Genomic DNA, 22,819 nt, shown 5'->3' with positions numbered 1-22,819 from the left:
TCATTCGCTAATTTTTCCGCTTTGCATTCGTTTCATAGGGACGACGTGCCTTTGTGCTTCCTGCCTACTGATCCGGATGCTGAGAAATGAATGCTGAAGACTCCTTGAAACTTGCTCGCCGGTTTATCGGGTTGCCCCTGGAAAAGCGCCAGATGTTCCTCGCGGCCTTGCACAAGGAGGGCGTGGATTTCGCCCGGTTTCCGATCCCGGCCGGCGTCGAGGCCGAGGATCGCCAGGCGCTGTCATACGCCCAGCAACGCATGTGGTTTCTCTGGCAGCTGAACCCGCAAAGCGGCGCCTACAACTTGCCAGGTGCGGTACGCCTGACCGGCCGCCTGAACCTGTCGGCGCTGGAGCAGGCATTCGCCAGCCTGGTGGCGCGCCACGAAACCTTGCGCACGGTGTTTGCCGTGCAGGCCGACGACAGCTTGCTGCAAGTGCCGGCCACGGCGCCGCTGCTGATCGAACAGGTGGATTTCAGTACCTTGCCGGCCGCCGCGCGCGAGCAGGCCGTGGCCGAAGCCGCCGAGCGCCAATCGGTGCTGCCGTTCGACCTGGGCACTGGCCCGTTGTTGCGCGTGACCTTGCTCAAGCTTGCCGAACAGGAACACGTCCTGCTGCTGACCCTGCACCACATCGTGTCCGACGGCTGGTCGATGAACGTGCTGATCGACGAATTCATCCGCTGCTACGACGCCTTCGATGCCGGTACGCAACCGCAACTGGCAGCCTTGCCGATCCAGTACAGCGACTACGCCCTGTGGCAGCGCCGCTGGCTGGAGGCGGGCGAACAGGGGCGTCAGCTCGACTACTGGCAGGTGCAACTGGGCGACGAACATCCGGTGCTGGAGCTGCCCACCGATCACCCGCGCCCGGCGATGCCAAGCTATCGCGGCACCCGCTACGAGTTCGCCGTTGACGGACAACTGGCCGAGCAACTGCGGGCCACCGCGCAGAAACACAACATCACTCTCTTCATGCTCCTGCTCGGCGCCTTCAACGTGCTGCTGCACCGCTACACCGGACAGACCGACATCCGCGTCGGCGTACCGATCGCCAACCGCAACCGCGCCGAGATCGAAGGGCTGATCGGTTTCTTCGTCAACACCCAGGTGCTTCGTACGCAACTGGACGGCCAGGCCACGGTCGATGAACTGCTGCGCCGTATCAAGGAAACTGCACTCGGCGCCCAGGCCCACCAGGACCTGCCATTCGAGCGCCTGGTCGAAGCGTTGAAGCTGGAACGCAGCCTCAGCCATACGCCGTTGTTCCAGGTGATGTACAACCACCAGCCGCAGGTCGCGGACATTTCCACTGTGACCACGGCGTCCGGCCTGGTGCTGGGAACGATCGAGTGGCAAGGGCGCACCACCCAGTTCGACCTGACCCTGGACACTTACGAAAAAGGCGGCAGGCTGCACGCCGCGCTGACCTACGCCCACGACCTGTTCGACGCCGCGACCATCGCGCGCATGGCGCAACATTGGACGCACCTGTTACAGGGCATGGTCAGCGATACCCAGCAGCGCATCAGCGATTTGCCGCTGCTGGAACAAGCCGAATACCAACTCATCGTCCATGACTGGAACCGGGCCGACGACAGCTGCGCCCAGGACCTTTGTATTCATGAGCTGATCGGCCAGCAAGTGAAGGCGACCCCGGATGCGCTTGCCGTGACCTTCGCCACCCGCCAGCTGACTTATAGCGAACTCGACCAGCAGGCCAATCGCCTGGCACACAAGCTGATCGAGTTCGGCGTCGGCCCGGAAGTGCGGGTCGGCGTGGCCATGCAGCGTTCCGAGCACCTGCTGGTGGCCTTGCTGGCGGTGCTCAAGGCCGGTGGTGCCTACGTGCCGCTGGACCCGGATTACCCCGCCGAACGCGTGGCCTACATGCTCGAAGACAGCCGTGCTTTGGTGTTGCTGACCGAAGCGCAAGTGGCCAAATCCCTGAGCGTGGCGAGCGATACCCAAGTACTGCTGATGGACAGCCTCTCGTTGGCGGCTTACCCCATCAGCGCCCCCGTCACCGGCGTCACGCCGGACAACCTGGCCTACGTGATCTACACCTCCGGTTCCACCGGCAAGCCCAAGGGCGTGGCGATTGTCCATCGCAACGTGTTGGCGCTGATCGACTGGTCGCAATCGGTGTACAGCCGCGACGACATTCAAGGCGTGCTGGCGTCGACCTCGGTGTGCTTCGACCTGTCGGTGTGGGAACTGTTCGTCACCCTGGCCAACGGCGGATCGCTGATCATTGCCCGCAACGCCCTGGAGTTGCCGCAGCTGCCGGCCCGGGATCAGGTGCGCTTGATCAACACCGTGCCGTCGGCGATCAACGCGTTGCAGCGCGACGGGCAGATCCCGTCGAGCGTGCGCATCATCAACCTCGCCGGTGAACCGTTGAAACAAAGCCTGGTGGACGCGCTGTACCGGCAGCCGAGCGTCGAGCACGTCTTTGACCTGTACGGTCCGTCGGAAGACACCACCTATTCCACTTGGACCCGCCGCGAGGCCGGTGGCCACGCCAACATTGGCCGCCCGCTCAAACACACCGCCAGCTATCTGCTGGATGCGGATCTGCAACCGGTGCCGCAAGGCGTATCCGCCGAGCTGTACCTCAGTGGCGCGGGCATCACCCGTGGGTACCTGGCACGGCCAGGCCTGACCGCTGAAAAGTACGTGCCCAATCCGTTTTCCAGCAGCGGCGAACGCCTGTACCGCAGCGGTGACCTGACCCGTTATCAGGCCGACGGCACCCTGCAGTACATCGGCCGTATCGACCATCAGGTCAAGGTCCGGGGCTTTCGTATCGAGCTGGGTGAAATCGAAGCGCAGCTGTTGCAGCAGGATGCTGTGCGCGAACTGGCGGTGCTGGCCCAGGACGGTATCAACGGTCAGCAACTGGTGGCCTACATCGTGCCGACCGATCCGGCGATGCTGGACGACCTCGACGCGCAGGCGCCCCTGCGTGAATCCCTGAAAGCGGCCTTGCGTCAGCACCTGCCGGACTACATGGTCCCGGCGTTCCTGCTGTTCCTCGAGCAACTGCCGCTGACCCCCAACGGCAAACTCGACCGCAAGGCGCTGCCGGCGGTGGACGGGAGCCAGCAACAACGCGAACACGTCGCGCCACGCAGTGCCCAGGAAAAATCTCTCGCGGCGATCTGGCAGGACGTACTGGCCATCGACAACGTCGGCCTGGAAGACAACTTCTTCGAGCTGGGCGGCGACTCCATTGTCTCGATGCAGGTGGTGAGCCGCGCACGGCAGGCCGGGATCCTGCTCAGCCCCAAGGATCTGTTTCAGCACCAGACCATCCGCAGCCTGGCCCAGGCGGCGCGCAGTGGCGAGCAACAACTGATCGACCAAGGCCCGGCCAGTGGCGCGGTGGCGTTGGCGCCGGTGCAACGGTGGTTCTTCGAACAGGCAATTCCAGAGCACCAGCACTGGAACCAGTCGCTATTGCTGGTACCGCGCGAGGCGTTGAACGTCGAAACGTTGGATCGTGCCCTGGAACATTTACTGACCCATCACGACAGCTTGCGCCTGCGTTATCAACAGACAGATAGCGGCTGGCAGCAGGCCTATGCCGCGCCGACCACCGACTCGGTGCTGTGGCAACACCAGGCACAATCGGTCGAGCAGCTCAGCACTTTGTGCGACGAAGCCCAGCGCAGTCTCGATTTGCACAACGGACCGTTGCTGCGTGCACTGCTGGTTTCAATGGCTGACGGCAGCCAGCGTTTGCTGCTGGTAGTTCACCATCTGGCGGTGGACGGTGTGTCCTGGCGTGTGCTGCTGGAAGACCTTCAGCACTTCTATAACGGCGGCACCGCATTGGCGAAAACCAGCTCGTATCAGCGCTGGGTCACGCGCTTGCAGGCGCATCTGCCAGCTTTTGAGCGCAGCCTCGGCCACTGGCAGAATCAACTGCAAGACGCGCCAGATGACCTGCCATGCGAATGCCCGAACGGCGCGCTGGAAAACCGCTTCGAACATAAACTCGAACTCAAGCTCGATAGCGAGCAAACCCGCAAGCTGCTGCAACAGGCCCCGGCGGCTTACCGCACCCAGGTCAACGATCTGTTGCTGACCGCACTGGCCCGCGCCGTTTGCCTTTGGAGCGGGCAAGGCAGCGCGCTGATCCAGCTCGAAGGCCATGGCCGTGAAGACCTGTTCGATGACGTCGACCTGACGCGCACCGTGGGGTGGTTCACCAGCCTGTTCCCGGTCAACCTGAAACCCGCTGCCGATCTCGGCGCGTCGATCAAAACCATCAAGGAACAACTGCGCAGCGTCCCGGACAAGGGGCTGGGCTACGGCGCGCTGCGCTACCTTGGCAGCGCACAGGCACGCGCCGAACTGGCGGCGTTGCCGCAACCGCGCATCACCTTCAACTATCTTGGGCAGTTCGACCGTCAGTTCGAAGCAGGGGCGTTGTTCACCCCGTCTACCGAAGGCAACGGCATCGCGCAGGACCCGTCGGCCCCACTGGGCAACTGGCTGGTGGTTGAAGGTCAGGTCTACGGCGGCGAATTGTCCCTGAGCTGGGGCTTCAGCCGTGAGATGTTCGACACTGCGACCGTCCAGCGACTGGCCGACGTTTACGCGCAGGAACTGATCGCGCTGATCGAACATTGCTGCACCGTTGAAGCCGCGCAAGCTACGCCATCGGACTTCCCGCTGGCGCGCATCGATCAGGCGCAACTGGACGGGCTGCCGCTCGCCATTGCCAATCTTGAAGACCTGTATCCGCTGTCGCCGATGCAACAGGGCATGCTGTTCCATACCCTGTACGAACCGCAGGTCGGCGCCTACATCAGTCAGTTGCGCCTGGACATCGGCGGGTTGGACATCGAGCGATTTACCCGCGCCTGGCAAGCCGCGGTCGAGCGTCATGACAGCCTGCGCAGCAGCTACCACTGGCAAGGCCTGGATACCGCACATCAGGCGATTGCCCGACAGGTCGCGTTGCCGCTCCAAGTGCTTGAAGCCACTGACACCGACGCACTGGCCGACGCCGAGCGCGCGCAAGGATTCGAGCTGGGCATGGCGCCGCTGTTTCGCCTGAAACTGGTACGTACCGGCGCTGATGCCTGGCACTTGATCCACACCAGTCACCACATTCTGATGGACGGCTGGAGCAACGCACAGTTGTTGGCCGAAGTGATCCAGCACTACGCCGCCGGCCAGCCGCTGCCAGTGCCAGCCGGTCAATACCGCGACTACCTGGGCTGGTTGCAACAGCAATCGGCAACTGCCGGCGAGCAGTTCTGGAAAGCCGCATTGGCACCGCTGCAAGCGCCGACCTTGCTGGCTGAAGCCTTGCGTCCACCGGTAGACGCGACGGGCAGCGAAGAGCATCGCCTCACACTCGACTGCCGCGCCACCCAGCATCTGGCCGACTTCGCCCGCCAGCACAAAGTCACCCTCAACACCCTGCTGCAAGCGGCCTGGAGCCTGTTGCTGCAACGCTACACCGGCCAGGATTGCGTGGTGTTCGGCGCCACCGTGGCCGGACGTTCGGCGCCGTTGCCGGGGATCGAACAACAGCTGGGCTTGTTCATCAACACCTTGCCGCTGGTGTGCGCGATGAAACCGGACCAGACCGTCAGCCAATGGCTGGGCGAACTGCAAGGCCTGAACCTGGCCATGCGCGAGTTCGAGCATGTGCCGCTGTACGACATTCAGGGCTGGGCGGGGCAGCAGGGGGCTGCGTTGTTCGACAGCTTGCTGGTGTTCGAAAACTTCCCGGTGGCCCAAGCGCTGAAACAGGGCGCGCCGGCCGGGTTGTCGTTCGCCAACCTGCACAACCACGAGCGCACCCACTATCCGTTGACCCTGGGCATCGAATTGGGCGAAGGCCTGGGGCTGGAGTTCAGTTATGACGCGGCGCGTTTCAGCGCGACGCAGATCGCCCAGTTGTCAGCCAATTTGCAGCACCTGCTGATGCAATTGGTGGCATCGCCAGAGGCGGCTTTGGGCTCGCTGGAACTGCTCGATGTCGACGGCCAGAACGCGGTGCTCGCGATCAGCCAACCGCCTGCGGTTGAGTTATCCACAACGCTTCTGGCTCACCAACAAATCGCCGCGCAAGCCGCCGCCACGCCCGATGCACTGGCATTGCAAGTGGACGGCCACAGCCTGAGCTACGGCCAACTCGATGCCCAAGCCGACCACCTGGCCCAGCGCCTGATCGACAACGGCGCCGGCCCCGGCAAGCGTGTCGGCCTGGCCGTGCGCCGTGGTCCGCAACTGATCGTCAGCCTGCTGGCGGTCCTGAAAAGCGGCGCAGCCTACGTCCCCCTCGACCCGAAATACCCAACCGAACGCCTGGCCTACATGATCGAAGACAGCCGCCTCGACGTGCTGCTCCACGAATCCGGCCTGCTCGAAGATGTGCCAAACGTACAACGCCTAACCCTCGAAGACACCACAACCCCTGTAGGAGCGAAGCTTGCTCGCGAAGAGGCCCGACCAGCCGCCGAAGATCTCGCCTACATCATCTACACCTCCGGCTCCACCGGCCAACCCAAAGGCGTCGCCATCACCCACGCCGCCCTGCGCGAGTTCTGTCAGACCGCCGCCGACTATTCAAGGCTGTCACCAACCGATCGCGTCTTGCAATTTGCCACTTTCAGCTTCGACGGCTTCGTCGAACAATGCTTCCCGGCATTCTGCGTCGGCGCAACCTTGATCATGCGCGGCGATGACCTGTGGGACGCTGGCCGACTGGCCACCGAAATCGTCGAGCAGGGCGTGACGGTTGCCGATTTGCCGGCCGCTTATTGGTTCCTGCTGGCCCGCGAATGCGCCAGCGGTGTCGTGCCAAGCCTCGGCGACTTGCGCCAGGTACACGTCGGTGGCGAAGCCATGTCGGTGGAAGGCCTGCGCCTGTGGCATCAAGCGGGTTTGAGCCACGTGCGCCTGCTCAACACCTACGGGCCGACCGAGGCGACCGTGGTGTCCAGCGTGCATGAATGCCGATTGGCCGATGCCAGCGATGCCTTTGGCATTCCAATCGGTCGCGGCATCCCTGGCCGTGCGCTGTACGTACTGGACGCTGCCGGCCAGCTACTGCCGGCCGACGGCGTTGGCGAGTTGTGCATCGGCGCACCGGCCTGCCTGGCGCAAAGTTATTTCGACCGCCCGGCGCTGACCGCCGAACGTTTCCTGCCGGATCCCTTCGCCCGCGAACCGGGCGCACGGCTGTATCGCAGCGGCGACCTGGCGCGCTACAACGGTAACGGCGATCTGGAGTACGTCGGACGGATCGACCATCAAGTGAAAATTCGCGGTTTCCGCATCGAGATGGGCGAGATCGAAGCCTGCCTGCAAGCCCGGGACGAGGTGCGCGAAGCCGCCGTCATCGCCCAGGACGGCACACAATTGGTGGCCTACATCGTCGCCAGCAGCACGGTGGTTTTGCAGGCTCAATACCTGCTAGGGCTCAAAGCCGTCCTGCAGCGCTCGTTGCCGGAATACATGGTGCCCAACCACATGGTCCTGCTCGACAGGTTGCCGCTCAACAACAACGGCAAGCTCGACCGCAAGGCCTTGCCACGGGTTGAAGCGGGCGATGTGCAACGCGACTTTGTTGCCCCGATGCAAGGGTTGGAGACGCAACTCGCGCAGATCTGGCAAGCCGTGCTGCAGGTCGAGAAAGTCGGTCGCGACGACAACTTCTTCGAGCTCGGCGGCCATTCATTGCTGGTGCTGCAAGTGATCTCCCGTGTACGCCAGCAACTGCAACTTGAGCTGTCGGTGAGCAATTTGTTCTCTGCGGCGAATCTGGCGGAGTTCGCCAAGCATGCGGCGCAAGCGAACCTCAGCGGCCAACCACCGTTGCAACGCGCATCGGACGATCAACCGCGCCTGCTGTCCTACGCCCAGCAACGCCAGTGGATTCTCTGGCAACTGGACCCGCACAGCGCGGCCTACAACATCCCGGCGGCGCTGCGCCTCAAAGGCCCGCTGAACCGCCGGGCCCTGCGCACAACCTTCGCCCAGTTACAGGTTCGCCACGAAACCCTGCGCACCACCTTCGAACAGAAGGGCCAGCAGGCGCGCCCGGTGGTGCATGTCGAGCTGCCGTTGCAGTTCAATGAACAGCCCATCAATGAGTCGGCAATCAACACTGCGGTGGCCGCAGAAATCGCCCGGCCGTTCGATCTGCGCCATGGCCCGCTGTGGCGTTGTTTGCTGCTGCACGTCAGCGCCGAAGACCATGTGCTGGTGCTTACCGTGCACCACATCGCCGCCGATGGCTGGTCGATGCAGGTGATGGTCGATGAATTCAGCGCGCTGTATCAGGCTGCCGTGCAAGAGCGTGCTGCCAACCTGCAGGCACTGCCGGTGGCTTACAGCGACTACGCCCGTTGGCAGCGCGACTGGCTGGAAGCCGGCGAGGGTGCGCGGCAACTGGCGTGGTGGCGCGACCAACTGGCGGGCAGCCAGGCGCCGCTGGCGTTGCCGAGCGAACTGACCCGTCCGGTCCGGCGCAGCGAGCGCGGCGCCAGCCTGGCGTTGAACGTCGATCGCCAGCTGCTGGCCGGTTTGCGCGAGCGTGCGCAAGAACAGCAAGTGACGCTGTTCATGCTGTTGCTGGCAAGTTTCCAGACCCTGCTGCACCGCCAGAGCGGGCAGTCGGGCATCAGCGTCGGCGTGCCGAGTGCAGGGCGTTCACGCCTGGAAACCGAAGGCCTGATCGGCTTCTTCATCAATACCCAGGTGCTGCGTGCCGAGATCGACGGGCAGCAACCGTTCAGCGCCTTGCTACAACAGGTCAAGCAAACGGCATTGGACGCGCAGGCTCATCAGGACTTGCCGTTCGAGCAACTGGTCGATGCACTGCAACCGGACCGCAGCCTCAATCACAGTCCGTTGTTCCAGGTGCTCTACAACCATCAGCAAAAACTCGGCGCCAGTGTCGAGCGCGCGGTGGCCGATTTGCAGGTCGAGCGCCTGCACTGGCAGCAGCACACCGCGCAATTCGATCTGGTGCTCGATACCCAGGAGCAGGGCGATGAACTGGACGCCAACCTGAGCTACGCCACCGACCTGTACGACGAGGCCTCGATGCAGCGCTTCGCCGAACAGTGGTTGAACCTGTTGCGCGCAGTGGTCGAAAACCCACAGCAGCGCGTCGCCGAATTGCCGCTGCTGCAAGCGCCGCAATACGGCGAATTGATCCAGCACTGGAATCCGACCTTCGAGGCACAAGCGCAATCGCCCACCTTGCATCAGCTGTTCGAAGCCCAGGCCGCGCAACGCCCACACGCCATCGCACTGACCTGCGAAGGCGAGCAGATGAGCTACGCCGCGCTCAACGCCGAGGCCAACCGCCTGGCGCGCAAACTGCGCGAGCAGGGTGTCGGCCCCGAAGTGCGGGTCGGTATCGCCACCGAGCGGGCAATACCGCTGGTGGTCGGCTTACTGGCGATTCTCAAGGCCGGTGGCGCCTACGTGCCGCTGGACCCGCAATACCCGGTCGAGCGCCTGAGCTACATGATCGATGACAGCGGCATTGGGTTGCTGTTGACCCAATCTCACCTGATCGACGGCTTGCCGGCCCGCGAAGGCGTGCAGGTTCTTGATCTGACGGCGTTGCAGCTGGACCGCTACAGCGCCGACAACCTGGCGCCGTTGGCAAGCCCGGACAATCTGGCCTACGTGATCTACACCTCCGGCTCCACAGGCCGCCCAAAAGGCGCCTTGCTCAGCCATGGCAACGTCGGGCGCCTGCTCACGGCCACTGCTGGCGAGTTCGATTTCGGCGTGAACGATGTCTGGACCCTGTTCCACTCCTACGCCTTCGATTTCTCGGTGTGGGAGTTATTCGGCGCGTTGTGCACCGGTGGGCGCCTGGTGATCGTGCCGTACTACATCAGTCGCGAACCGCAGGCGTTTCATCGCTTGCTCTGCGATGAAGGGGTGACGGTGCTGAACCAGACCCCGACCGCGTTCCGCCAGTTGTTGCCGATTGCCTGCGCCAGTCCGCGCAGCCTGGCGTTGCGCCAGGTGATCTTCGGTGGCGAAGCGCTGGAAGTGGCCAGCTTGCGTCCCTGGTTCGAACGCTTCGGCGACCAACAACCAACGCTGGTGAATATGTACGGCATCACCGAGACCACGGTGCACGTGACCTACCGCGCGATCCGCCTGGCCGACCTCGATGCCAAGGCGCAAAGCCCGATCGGCCTGCCGATCCGCGACCTGCGCTGGTACTTGCTCGACAGTCAGTTGCAACCGGTGCCAGTGGGCGTGGCGGGGGAGCTGTACATCGCCGGCGCCGGCCTGGCGCGCGGTTATCACGGGCGTAGCGGCCTGACCGCCGAGCGTTTCGTGCCAAGCCCCTTCGATGCGGCGCAGCGCCTGTATCGCAGCGGCGACCTGGCGCGCCAGCGCGCCGACGGCAGCATCGACTACCTGGGGCGGATCGACCAGCAAGTGAAGATCCGCGGGTTCCGCATCGAACTGGGCGAGATCGAAGCGGCCGTGCTGGCGCAACCGGGCGTGCGTCAGGCGGTGATCAGCGTGCATGTCGATGACGGCGGTCCGCAGCTGTGCGCCTACGTCGTCGCCGAACTCACTTCGAATGATCCGATCGCCTGGCGCGACACCCTGCGCGCCGCACTCAGCGTCGATCTGCCGGATTACATGGTGCCTAGGCACTGGTTGTTGCTCGATGCCTTGCCGCTGACCAGCAACGGCAAGCTCGACCGCAAGGCCTTGCCGCTGCCGGATGCCGAAACCTGGCAGCGCCCGTTCGAAGCCCCCGAGGGCGAGCTCGAACAGCAGCTGGCGGCGATCTGGGCCGAGGTGTTGGGCGTGGCCCGGATCGGGCGGCGTGACAACTTCTTTGAATTGGGCGGGCATTCGCTGCTTGCCGCCCAGGCCAGTGCCCGCGTGGAACTGGAACTGGGCATCGAGCTGCCGCTGCGCGTGCTGTTCGAAAGTAACGACCTTCAGGCTTATGCCGCCAACGCCTGGCAACACGCCCCGATTGACAACGATGCACGCCTGGATGCGCTTGAGTCGCTTCTGGACGAGATGGAGATTAACTGATGGAACACAGCACCGCCTCGCGTATCGCCTCCCGCTTCGCTGGCCTGCCGGCCGACAAGCGCCGTGAGTTTCTGGCAAAAATGCAGGAGCAGGGCGTGAGCTTCGGCCAGCTGCCGATCCCGCCCGCCACCACGCCGCAAGCGACTTTCGAATTGTCCTATGCGCAGCAGCGTCAATGGTTCCTCTGGCAGCTCGACCCGCAGAGCAGCGCCTACAACATTCCTGTGGCCCTGCGTCTGCAGGGGCCGCTGAACCTTGCGGCGCTGCAACAGAGTTTCGACGTGCTGCTGGAGCGTCATCAGAGCCTGCGCAGCCGTTTTGTCGAGGAAGACGGCCAGGTGATGCAAGCCCTGGCGAGCTTCAACACGCTGCCCATCGAACAGCACGATCTGCGCGCCGAACCCGAAGCGCTACGCCTTGAATCGGCGATGAAAAAAGTCGAGGCGGAGATTGCCCGTCCGTTCGACTTGCAACACGGCCCGCTGTTGCGCGTCAGCTTGTTACAGCTGGACGTTGATGACCATGTGCTGGTGCTGACCCTGCATCACATCGTCACTGATGGCTGGTCGATGGGCGTGCTGGTCGAAGAGTTCTCAAGGCTCTACGCGGCCCATTGCCAAGGCCAGAGCGCTGGACTTGAAGCGTTGCCGATCCAGTATTCGGACTATGCGGCCTGGCAGCGGCGCTGGATGGAAGCCGGCGAGCTTGAACGTCAACTCGATTGGTGGCGTGAAAAGCTCGGCAGCGAACAGCCGTTGCTGGAGTTGCCCATCGATCGCCCGCGTCCGGCACAACCGAGCCAGCGCGGCGCTCGTCTGGACTTCGCCTTGGATGCCTCGCTCGCCACCGGCCTGATGTCCCTGGCCAGACAGCGCGGCGTCACGCCATTCATGCTGTTGCTGGCCAGTTTCCAGGCCTTGCTCTATCGCTACAGCGGCCAGTCCGACCTGCGTATTGGCGTGCCGATCGGCAACCGCAATCGCGCGGAAACCCGTGGCCTGATCGGCTTCTTCGTCAACACCCAGGTGATGCGCGCCGAACTCGATGGCCGGCTGCCGTTCGCTCAGTTGCTCGAGCAGACCCGCGCCTTTGCGCTGGATGCCCAGTACCATCAGGACTTGCCGTTCGAGCGCCTGGTGCAGGCCCTGCAAGGCGAACGCAGCTTGAGCCACAGCCCGTTGTTCCAGGTGATGTTCAACCACCAGCAGGCCAAACCCGCAGCGGTCAGCGGCTTGCTCGCCGGCCTGCGTGTCGAGGTGCTGAACGCCACGGCGCACACCACCCAGTTCGACCTGCAACTGGACACCCAGGAAGAGGGCGACAAGCTGTTCGCCAGCCTGACCTACGCCACGGACCTGTTCGACGCCGAACGCATCGAGCACCTGGCCCGGTATTGGCGCAACCTGCTGGCCGGGGTGCTGGCGAACCCGCAAATCCCGCTGGCCGAATTGCCGTTGCTCGATGCCGACGAGCACCTGCGCATCCTCGACGACCTCAACGACACCGCTCAAGACTATCCAGGCGAAGTCTGCGTACAGCGGCATTTCGAAACGCGAGTGATGGAAAATCCACAGGCGACGGCGCTGGTGTTCCAGGGCCAGTCCCTGAGCTACGCCGAGCTCAACCTGCGCGCCAACCGCCTGGCCCACCACTTGCGCGCCCAGGGTGTCGGCCCGGAAGTGATCGTCGGGATCGCCTGCGAGCGTTCGCTGGAAATGGTCGTCGGCCTGCTGGCGATCCTCAAGGCCGGCGGCGCCTACGTGCCGCTGGACCCGCAATACCCGCTCGATCGCCTGGGCTACATGATCGAGGACAGCGGCATTTCCCTGCTGTTGACCCAGGAACACCTGCTGGCGCAACTGCCGACGCCGGACAGCGTGCGCACCCTCTGCCTGCAAGCGCATTCCGAGTGGCTGAGCGAACTGCCGGGCGATGATCTGCCCAACCTGGCTGTCGGCGAAAATCTCGCCTACATGATCTACACCTCCGGTTCCACCGGAAAACCGAAAGGTGCGGGCAACCGTCATGTAGCCCTGCATAACCGCCTCGAGTGGATGCAGCAGGCCTACAACTTGCTGCCGAGCGACCGCGTGCTGCAAAAAACACCGTTCAGTTTCGACGTGTCGGTGTGGGAGTTTTTCTGGCCGCTGATGAAAGGCGCGACGCTGGTGATCGCCGCTCCAGGCGAGCATCGCGATCCGCAACGCCTCGCTGCACTGATCGTCGAGCAAGCCATCACCACGCTGCACTTCGTGCCGTCGATGCTCTCGGCCTTCATCGCTGCCGATGAGGCGCTGGCCTGCACCTCGCTGACCCGCATCATCTGCAGCGGCGAAGCATTGCCGATGGAACTGCAACGCCAGACCCTGCGCAGCCTGCCGCAAGCCCGACTGTACAACCTGTATGGCCCGACCGAAGCGGCCATCGACGTGACCCACTGGACGTGCGTGGAAGAGGGGCGCGACAGCGTGCCGATCGGCCGGCCGATCGCCAACCTGCGCACCTTGATCCTCGACAGCGAACTGCAACCTTTGCCGCTGGGCGCGCTGGGCGAACTGTACCTGGGCGGTATCGGCCTGGCCCGGGGTTATCATCGCCGTGGCGCGTTGACCGCCGAGCGTTTCGTGGCCGACCCGTTTGGCAGCGGCGAGCGTCTGTACCGCACCGGCGACCTGGCGCGCTACCGCGCCGACGGTGCCATCGACTACTGCGGACGGATCGATCACCAGGTGAAGATTCGCGGCTTGCGTATCGAGCTGGGGGAAATCGAAGCGCGCCTGCAAGAACATGCCGGCGTGCAGGAAGCCGTGGTGCTGGCCCTCGACGGCCCGAGCGGCAAGCAACTGGTGGCCTACATCGTGCCGCAGGATCGCGGCTTGGTCAGCGCCGATGCGCAGCAGCAAGGCGCCTGGCGCGAAACCCTGAAAAGCCACCTGCTCGGCAGCCTGCCGGACTACATGGTGCCGGCGCAGACCGTGCTGATCGAACAGATGCCCCTGAGCCCCAACGGCAAACTCGAGCGCAAGCGCCTGCCGGCCCCCACCGCCCAGGTCAGCCAGCGCGCGTTCGAAGCCCCGCGCAGCGAACACGAGCGCGTGCTGGCGCAGATCTGGCAGGACGTGCTGGGCCTGGAGCAGGTCGGGCGCCAGGACAACTTCTTCGAACTGGGCGGTGACTCGATCATTTCGATCCAGGTGGTCAGCCGCGCACGGCGTGCCGGTCTCGGCCTGCAACCGCGCGACCTGTTCCAACAGCAAACCCTGCAAGCCCTGGCCGCGGTGGTGAAAGAACAAGCCGCACCGCTGGCGCAGCAAGGGTCGGTGGATGGCGTGCAAACACTCACGCCGATCCAGCGCTGGTTCTTCGAAGAACCGATCCCGCAGCGGGCCCACTGGAACCAGGCGGTGTTGCTGACGCCGCGCGAAACCCTCGAATTGCCGCGCCTGCAAGGCGCCCTGCAACGTGTGCTCAAGCAGCACGATGCCCTGCGCTTGCGTTTCAGCCAGGTCGACAGCCAATGGTCGGCGCGTTATGTCGGCGCCGACAGCGCCGATGTCATCGACATGCTCTGGACTGCCCGCGTCGCCAGTGATGCGTCGCTGGAATCGGTGTGCGATGAAGCCCAGCGCAGCCTCAGCCTGCAAGACGGGCCGCTGCTGCGCGTGGCGCTGATCGCCCAGGCCGATGGTTCGCAACGTTTGCTGTTGGTCATCCACCACCTGGCGGTGGACGGGGTGTCCTGGCGCGTGCTGCTGGAAGATTTGCAGGCCGCGTATCAAGGCCAGGACCTGCCGCCCAAGACCAGTGCCTTCCAGGCCTGGGCGGACAAGCTCAATGCTTATGCGAAGTCCGAAACGGCCATGAAGGAATTGAGCTGGTGGCAGAGTCACCTGCACGGTGCCAGCGATTCGTTGCCGGCGGCCAATGCACAAGCCAATCAGGCCGGGCATCTGCGCCAAGGCGTCAGCATCGGTCTGCACCGCGAGCAGACCCGCCAGCTGCTGCAACAAGCCCCGGCGATCTATCGCACCCAGGTCAACGACCTGCTGCTGACCGCACTGGCTCGTACCCTCAGCCGATGGACCGACAGCGAATCGGCGCTGATCCAGCTCGAAGGCCACGGCCGCGAAGAACTGTTCGACGACATCGACCTGACCCGCACCGTCGGCTGGTTCTCCAGCCTGTACCCGGTGCGCCTGACGCCGACGGCCGACCTCGGCGGCTCGATCAAGGCGATCAAGCAGCAACTGCGGGACATCCCCGGCAAAGGCCTGGGCTACTGCCTGTTGCGCTACCTGGGCGATGCAGCGGCGCAAGCGACGCTGGCCACGTTGCCGCAAGCGCGGGTGACCTTCAACTACCTCGGCCAGTTCGACCAGAGCTTCGCCGAGGACGCGCTGTTCACGCCTGCACGCGAATCCAGCGGCGCCGCGCAATCGGCGGATGCACCGTTGCCGAACTGGCTGTCGGTGGACGGCCAGGTCTATGGCGGTGAACTCAAACTCGACTGGACCTTCAGCCGCGAGTGCTTCGAGCTGCGCGAGATTGAAACCCTGGCGAACGATTTCCGCGCTGAACTGTTGGCGCTGATCGACCATTGCCTGAGCGACGGCGCAGGTGGCGTGACCCCGGCGGACTTCCCGCTGGCGCGCTTGAGCCAGGCACAACTCGACGCGCTGCCAGTGCCGCCTGCGCAGATCGAGGATGTCTACCCGCTGTCGCCGATGCAGGCGGGCCTGTTGTTCCACAGCCTGTACCAATCCGAATCCGGCGCCTACGTGAACCAACTCAGCGTCGAAGCCCGTGGCCTCGATGCCGATCGTTTGTACCGCGCCTGGCAAGCCGTGCTCGACAGCCACGCGATCCTGCGCAGCAGTTTCCACTTCCCCGAAGGTTTCGAGGCACCGGTGCAACTGGTGCATCGTCATCTGCCATTGCCGATGACCTGCCTCGACTGGCGTGGCCGCGAGAATCAGGCCGATGCGCTGGCGCAACTGATCGACAGCGAACGCCTGCAACTCGATCCGACCCGCGCTCCGCTGATGCGCCTGACCCTGGTGCGCCTGGACGACGAGCGCCAGCAACTGGTCTACACCCACCATCACCTGTTGCTCGACGGCTGGAGCAATTCGCTGCTGCTCAGTGAAGTGCTGCAGCGTTATGCCGGGCAGGATGTACCCGCACCCACCGGGCGATTCGCCGACTACATCGGCTGGCTGCAACGCCAGGATGACGAAGCTGACGAGCTGTTCTGGCGCGAGCAATTGGCGAGTCTCGACAACCCGACGCTGCTGGCCGAGACCATGGGCTTCAACAACCGGGCGAACACGGCATTTGCCGATCACCGCCAGACCTTCGACGTCGCCACCAGCCAGCGCTTCAGCGACTTTGCCCGGCAGCAGAAAGTGACACTCAACACCTTGGTGCAAGGTGCGTGGGCACTGTTGCTGCAACGCTACAGCGGCCAGCGCAGCGTAGCGTTCGGCGCCACGGTGGCGGGGCGCCCGGTGGACTTGCCGAGCGCCGAAAGCCAGCTCGGCCTGTTTATCAACACCCTGCCGGTGATCAGCAGTCCGGACGCCATCGAAAGTGTCGAGCAATGGCTGACGCGTTTGCAGGCGCAGAACCTGGAACTGCGCGAGCACGAGTTCACCGCGCTGGGCGATATCCAGCGTTGGGCCGGACGTGCCGGCGAGCCGCTGTTCGACAGCCTGCTGGTGTTCGAAAACTTCCCGGTGGCCGAGGCCTTGCAGCAGGGCGCACCGGCTGGCTTGAGTTTCTCGATTCCACAAAACCACGAGCGCACCAACTTCCCGCTGACCCTGGCGGCCACCGCGGAAAACCAACTCAGCATCAACTGGAGCTACCAGTGCAGCCACTTCAGCCGCGAGGCGATCGTGCGCATGAGCGAGCACCTGGCCGCGTTGTTGACGGCGATGGTGGCTGCACCACAAGCGGCCTTGAGCGAGCTGGACCTGCTGACCGAGGTGGAACGCACGCAGCAATTGCTGGAGTGGAACCCGCCGTTCACCGCAGAAAGAAATCCGCTGTGCGTGCATCAACTGATCGAGGCCCAGGCCCTTATCCGACCTGACGCCACGGCGCTGATCTTCAGTGACCTCGAACTGAGCTTCGACCAACTCAACCGCCGCGCCAACCAGTTGGCCCATCGCCTGCGCGCCTTGGGCATCGGCCCGGAAGAGCGGGTCGGCCTGGCCATGCAGCGCTCGCCAGAGATGATCATCGGCCTGTTGGCGATCCTCAAGGCCGGCGGTGCCTACGTGCCGCTGGACCCGGCCTACCCGGCGGAGCGCCTGCGCTACCTGATGCAAGACAGCGGCATTTCCCTGCTGGTCAGCCAATCCTGGCTGCGGGAAAAACTGCCACTGCCCGAAGGCTTGCCGGTGCTGGAAATCGACCGCGAAGCGCTTGAGGGGATGCCCGACAGCAACCCGGTCAACCTGACCTGTGGCGAAAACCTCGCCTACCTGATCTATACCTCGGGTTCCACCGGGCGGCCCAAAGGCGTCAGCGTGGCCCACGGCCCGCTGGCCATGCACTGCGTAAAGATCGGCGAGTTGTACGGCATGACCCCGGACGATCGCGAGCTGCAATTTGCCTCGATCAGCTTCGACGGCGCCCACGAGCGCTGGCTGACGCCCCTGGTGTTCGGTTCGGCGGTGATGCCGCGCGACGACGAGTTGTGGAGCGTGGAGCGCACCTGCGCCGAGATCGAAAAGCACGGCATCACCATCGCCTGTTTCACCCCCAGCTACCTGGGGCAGATCGCCGATTTCATGGGCGAAGCGGGACGTGATCTGCCGATCCGCTCCTACACCCCATGCGGTGAAGGGATGGCCAAGCATGCGTTCGACGAAGTGCAGCAAGTCCTGCAACCCAAGCGCCTGATCAACGGCTATGGCCCGACCGAAACGGTGATCACGCCGCTGATCTGGCTGGCCTATCCGGAGACCGAATTCGACTCGGCGTTCATGCCGATTGGCCGGCCGGTGGGCAACCGCAGTGCCTACATCCTCGACAGCGGTTTGCAGCCGTTGCCGGTTGGCGTGGCGGGTGAGTTGTACCTGGGCGGCGAGGGCGTTGCCCGTGGGTATCACCAGCGTCCTGACCTGACTGCCGAACGCTTCGTGCCCGATCCGTTCGTGCCGGGGGCGCGTCTGTACCGCAGTGGCGACCTGGCGCGGTTCCGTGCCGATGGCGTCGTCGAATACCTCGGCCGTATCGACCAGCAAGTGAAGATTCGCGGCTTCCGTATCGAACTCGGCGAAATCGAAGCCTGCCTGCTCGAACATGAAGGCGTGCGTGAAGCCTTTGTGATTGATCGCGACGGTCCGGTGGGCCGGCAACTGGTGGGCTACGTGGTGCCGCGCGATCCGCTGGCTGACGAACAGGAACTGCAGGATGCATTGACCGCGCACCTGCGCAGTCGCTTGCCGGCGCACATGCTGCCAGCGCATTTGCTATGCCTGGCCGCGTTGCCGCTGACGCCGAATGGCAAGCTCGATCGACAGGGTTTGCCAGCGCCTGAGGCGACTCGACACACTCAGGATCAAGTGGCCGCCGCGTCGCCTGCCGAAGCGCTGTTGGTGGACATCTGGCAGGACTTGCTCGGCCTGGACTCGGTGGGCGTCACCGAAAACTTTTTCGAACTGGGCGGTGATTCGATCATTTCGCTGCAAGCGGTGAGCCGGGCCGGGCAGCGCGGACTGGTGTTCAGTCCCAAGCAGTTGTTCGAGCAGCAGAGCATTCGTGCACTGGCCGCGGTGGCGAGCCGTCGTGAAGCCTTGTTGGTCGAAGTGCCTGCAGTCGAGAAGTTTTCCTTGGTGCCGCACATCGATTCCACCGCCCGCGAAGGCTTGCAAGACCTGTATCCGCTGTCGCCGATGCAGCAGGGCATGCTGTTCCATTGCCTCGAATCGCCGCAGCTCAACCCCTACGTCAACCAGTTGAGCGTGGCAGTGGACGGCTTGCAGGTGCCGCGATTCCGCGCGGCGTGGCAAGCCTTGATCCAGCGTCATGAAGTCCTGCGCGCCGCGTTCCGTTGGCGCGATGGCCTGGCCGATCCGCTGCAAGCGGTGTTCGCCAGCGTCGAGTTGCCGATCGAGGAACTCGACTGGCGTGAGCACAGCGACACAGAAAAGGCGCTGGGCGAACTGGCCGCCGCCGAACAGGCCAAGGGTTTCGACCTGAGCTGCCCGCCGCTGATGCGCTTTGTCCTGGTGCGCCTGGGTGAAGAACGGTACCAGATGATCTGGATCTACCATCACCTGCTGCTCGATGGCTGGAGTGCCTCGCGCCTGCTCGGCGAGATGCTGCGCCTGTACCACCACGACAGCCTGCCGGCGCTGACCGGGCGTTACGCCGACTACATCGCCTGGCTGCAACGCCAGGACCAGGCGCAGGCAGAAAGCTTCTGGCGTGAGCGCCTGGCGTCGCTCGAGGCACCGACCATCCTGGCCTCGGCCTCGGGTGCCGCAGGTTCCGGTCACGGCGTGATGTACAGTGACCTCGACGCCGAGGCGACGCGCAAGTTGCACCGTTTCGCCAAGCGTCAGCGCGTCACCCTCAACACCCTGGTGCAAGGCGCCTGGCTGTTGCTGCTGCAACGTCACAGCGGCCAGCGTAGCGTGGCGTTCGGCGCGACAGTGGCGGGGCGGCCGACGGGGCTGGCCGGTGCCGAGGACATGCTCGGCCTGTTCATCAACACCTTGCCGGTGATTCAGGTCCTCGACCCGCACCAGCCGCTGGGCGAGTGGCTGCGTGACTTGCAGGACTACAACCTGGCCGTGCGCGACTTCGAACACACGCCATTGTCCGACGTGCAGCGCTGGGCCGGGCAGGGTGGCCAGGGCCTGTTCGACAGCATCATCGTGTTTGAAAACCATCCGGTAGACCGTGCCTTGAAAGGGGGCGAGGAAGGTGAGCTGCGCTTCGCCGAAGTCGGCAGCGGCGGCGTCACCAACTTCCCGATGGATTTGATGGTCAGCGCCAACGACCAGGGCCTGGAAGTCGAGTACCTGTACCTGCGAGATCGCTTCAGTGAACAGGAAGTGCAGCGCATTCGCGCACAGTTGGAAGGTTTGCTCCGTTTGTTGCCGGAGGATGCGGACTGTCTGCTCGGTAACATCGGCCTGCCCGAAGCGCGCGTGAGCCTGCCGCAAGCCTTTAGCGACAACCCTGATCTGCTGCACAGCTTCAATCAGCATGTGCGCAGCCAACCGCAGAAAATCGCCTTGTTCTGTGAGGATCGCGAAGTCAGCTACGCCGATCTTGAACAGCAGGCCAATGCGCTGGCGCAGTTGTTGATCAGTCGAGGCATTGGCCCGGAAAGCCTGGTGGCGGTGGCCTTGCCCCGTTCGGAACGCACCATCGTCGCGTTCCTTGCCGTGCTCAAGGCCGGTGCGGCCTATCTGCCGCTGGACCTGGCCTACCCGGCCGAGCGCCTGGCCTACATGCTCGATGATTCGGCCGCCAGCCTGTTGCTGTGCGACAGCGACCTGGGGGATCGCCTGGTACTGGCCGCCAGCCCGCCACGCGTGTTGCTTGATCAGACGAGCCTGGTTGGCAACACCGAGTGCCCGGTTTCCCATCCACTGCCGGGGCACCTGGCGTACCTGATCTACACCTCCGGCTCCACCGGCCAGCCCAAAGGCGTGGCGGTGGAACGTGGACCGATTGCCCGGCATTGTCGCGGCATCATCGACCTCTACGAACTGGCGCCGCGCAGCCGCGAACTGCACTTCATGTCGTTCGCCTTCGACGGTGCCCAGGAACGCTGGCTTAGCGTGCTGTTGGCCGGTGGCAGCCTGGTGATTCGCGAGGACAATCTGTGGACCCCGGAACAGACCCTGGAGGTGCTGCATCGCCACAACGTCACCGTCGCCTGCTTCCCGCCGGCGTACCTGCAACAGATGGCCGAAGTGGCCGAGCGCCTGGGCAATCCGCCGGCGGTCGAGGTGTATTGCTTTGGCGGTGATGCGGTGCCGGACGCCAGCTTCGAGCAGGTCAAGCGCGCCCTGCGTCCGCAGCGTCTGGTCAACGGCTACGGCCCGACCGAAACCGTGGTCACGCCGCTGCTGTGGCGTGCGCAAGCCAGCGAAACCTGCGAGGCGGCCTATGCGCCGATTGGTCGTGGTGTGGCGGGCCGTGGCCTGTACATTCTCGACGCCGACCTCAATCCGTTGCCGGTCGGCGTCAGCGGCGAGTTGTACCTGGGCGGCGAATGCCTGGCACGGGGTTATCACCTGCGCCCGGGCATGAGCGCCGAGCGTTTCGTTGCCGATCCGTTCGCGGCCGGTGGTCGCATGTACCGCACCGGCGACCTGGTGCGCCAGCGCGAGTGTGGGTTGATCGACTACCTCGGCCGGCTCGACCAGCAAGTGAAGATCCGCGGCTTCCGTATCGAACTGGGCGAGATCGAAGCCCGTCTGCGTGATTGCGCAGGGGTGCAGGATGCCGCCGTGGTGGTGCATGACACGCCCACTGGCAAACAGTTGGTCGGTTATGTAGTGGCCGCTGCCGCTGCCGGGCTGGATCGGCGCTTGAAGGCCGAGCTGCAAACGCAGATGCCGGACTACATGGTGCCGGCGCGGATCCTGGTGCTGCAGCGCTTCCCGCTGTCGGCCAACGGCAAGCTTGATCGTCGCGCACTGCCGGTGCCGGAATGGACGCTTGGCGGTTACCGCGCGCCGCGTAACGCGCTGGAATGCGCGCTGGCGACGATCTGGCAAGAGGTATTGGGTGTGCCGCAAGTGGGCATCGACGACAACTTCTTCGAACTCGGCGGCGACTCATTGCAGGTGCTCAAAGTCATCTCGCGGGTGCGTAGCCAGCCACAACTGGGCTTCGAATTGAAACTGCGCGACCTGATGCAGAAACCCTGCATCGCTGAACTCAGTGGCTACCAGGCTGCCGAGACTTCGAGTGCGCCGGACCCGTTGCTGGCCTTGAATGGCCGGGTGGCGAAGGTGCCGGCGCTGTTCTGCCTGCACGCCGGGTTCGGCACGGTGTTCGACTACGAGCCCCTGGCCCGCCGCCTGGAAGGACGGCGCACGGTGTACGGCCTGCAATGCCGCATGCTGCTCGACCCGCAATGGCAGGATGCGTCGTTGCTGGCCATGGCCCAGGCCTATGCCCAGCGCATTCGCACGCAACAGCCGCAAGGCCCGTACTACCTGCTCGGCTGGTCGCTGGGTGGCGCGTTGACGCAATTGGTCGCCCATGAACTGGAGAGCCAGGGGCAGACGGTAGCCTTCGCCGGGCTGGTCGACAGTTATGTGGCGGGTACCGCCGAAGCGGGGGACTGGCGCGAAGATTTGGCGGACTTCCTGAAGTTTGTCCTCGGTCAACCGTCTGAACAAGCACAGGCATTGATTGCCTTGAAAGCCCAAGGCCTCAACGAGAGCGAAGGCGCCGCCGCGGTGATCGAGGCGGCCATGCACGGCGCTAATGACCACGCAGCACTGGGCGCTAGTGAACTGACGCAGATATTCGCCACTGGCTCGTCGCTCAAACAACTCGCCTTGGCCCAGAGACAATTGCCGAAGGTACAGGTTGGCAGCCATCGATGGTGGATGGCCGGGCGCGACGACGAACGCCGGGTGTTCGAGGCCCAGGTGGGGCATCACGGAGTGGATCGTCTGTTGGCGGGCGGGCACTACGAGTTGCTGCGTGGTGATCAATTGCTCAATGAACTGGACGACTTGCTGGAGCATCGCTTAGCGACTGCATGA

At 64.2% G+C, this 22,819-nt stretch carries 2 protein-coding genes; both read left to right on the top strand.

Annotation, left to right across the window (positions count from 1 at the left end):
• Nucleotides 1–86 precede the first annotated feature (86 nt).
• A complete protein-coding gene (locus AC3WWR_RS17025) occupies nt 87–11,066 on the top strand; it encodes an amino acid adenylation domain-containing protein (protein WP_492598905.1) in 10,980 nt (3,659 codons plus the stop codon).
• On the top strand, nt 11,066–22,819 hold the full coding sequence (locus AC3WWR_RS17020) for an amino acid adenylation domain-containing protein (protein WP_492598904.1): 11,754 nt from the start codon (nt 11,066–11,068) through the stop codon (nt 22,817–22,819). The genes AC3WWR_RS17025 and AC3WWR_RS17020 overlap by 1 nt, the downstream gene beginning before the upstream one ends.

This window comes from Pseudomonas sp. EB271-G4-1, assembly GCF_058791355.1.
Note: the sequence above shows the minus strand (reverse complement) of the source record. Positions and strands in the feature narration are given on the sequence as shown.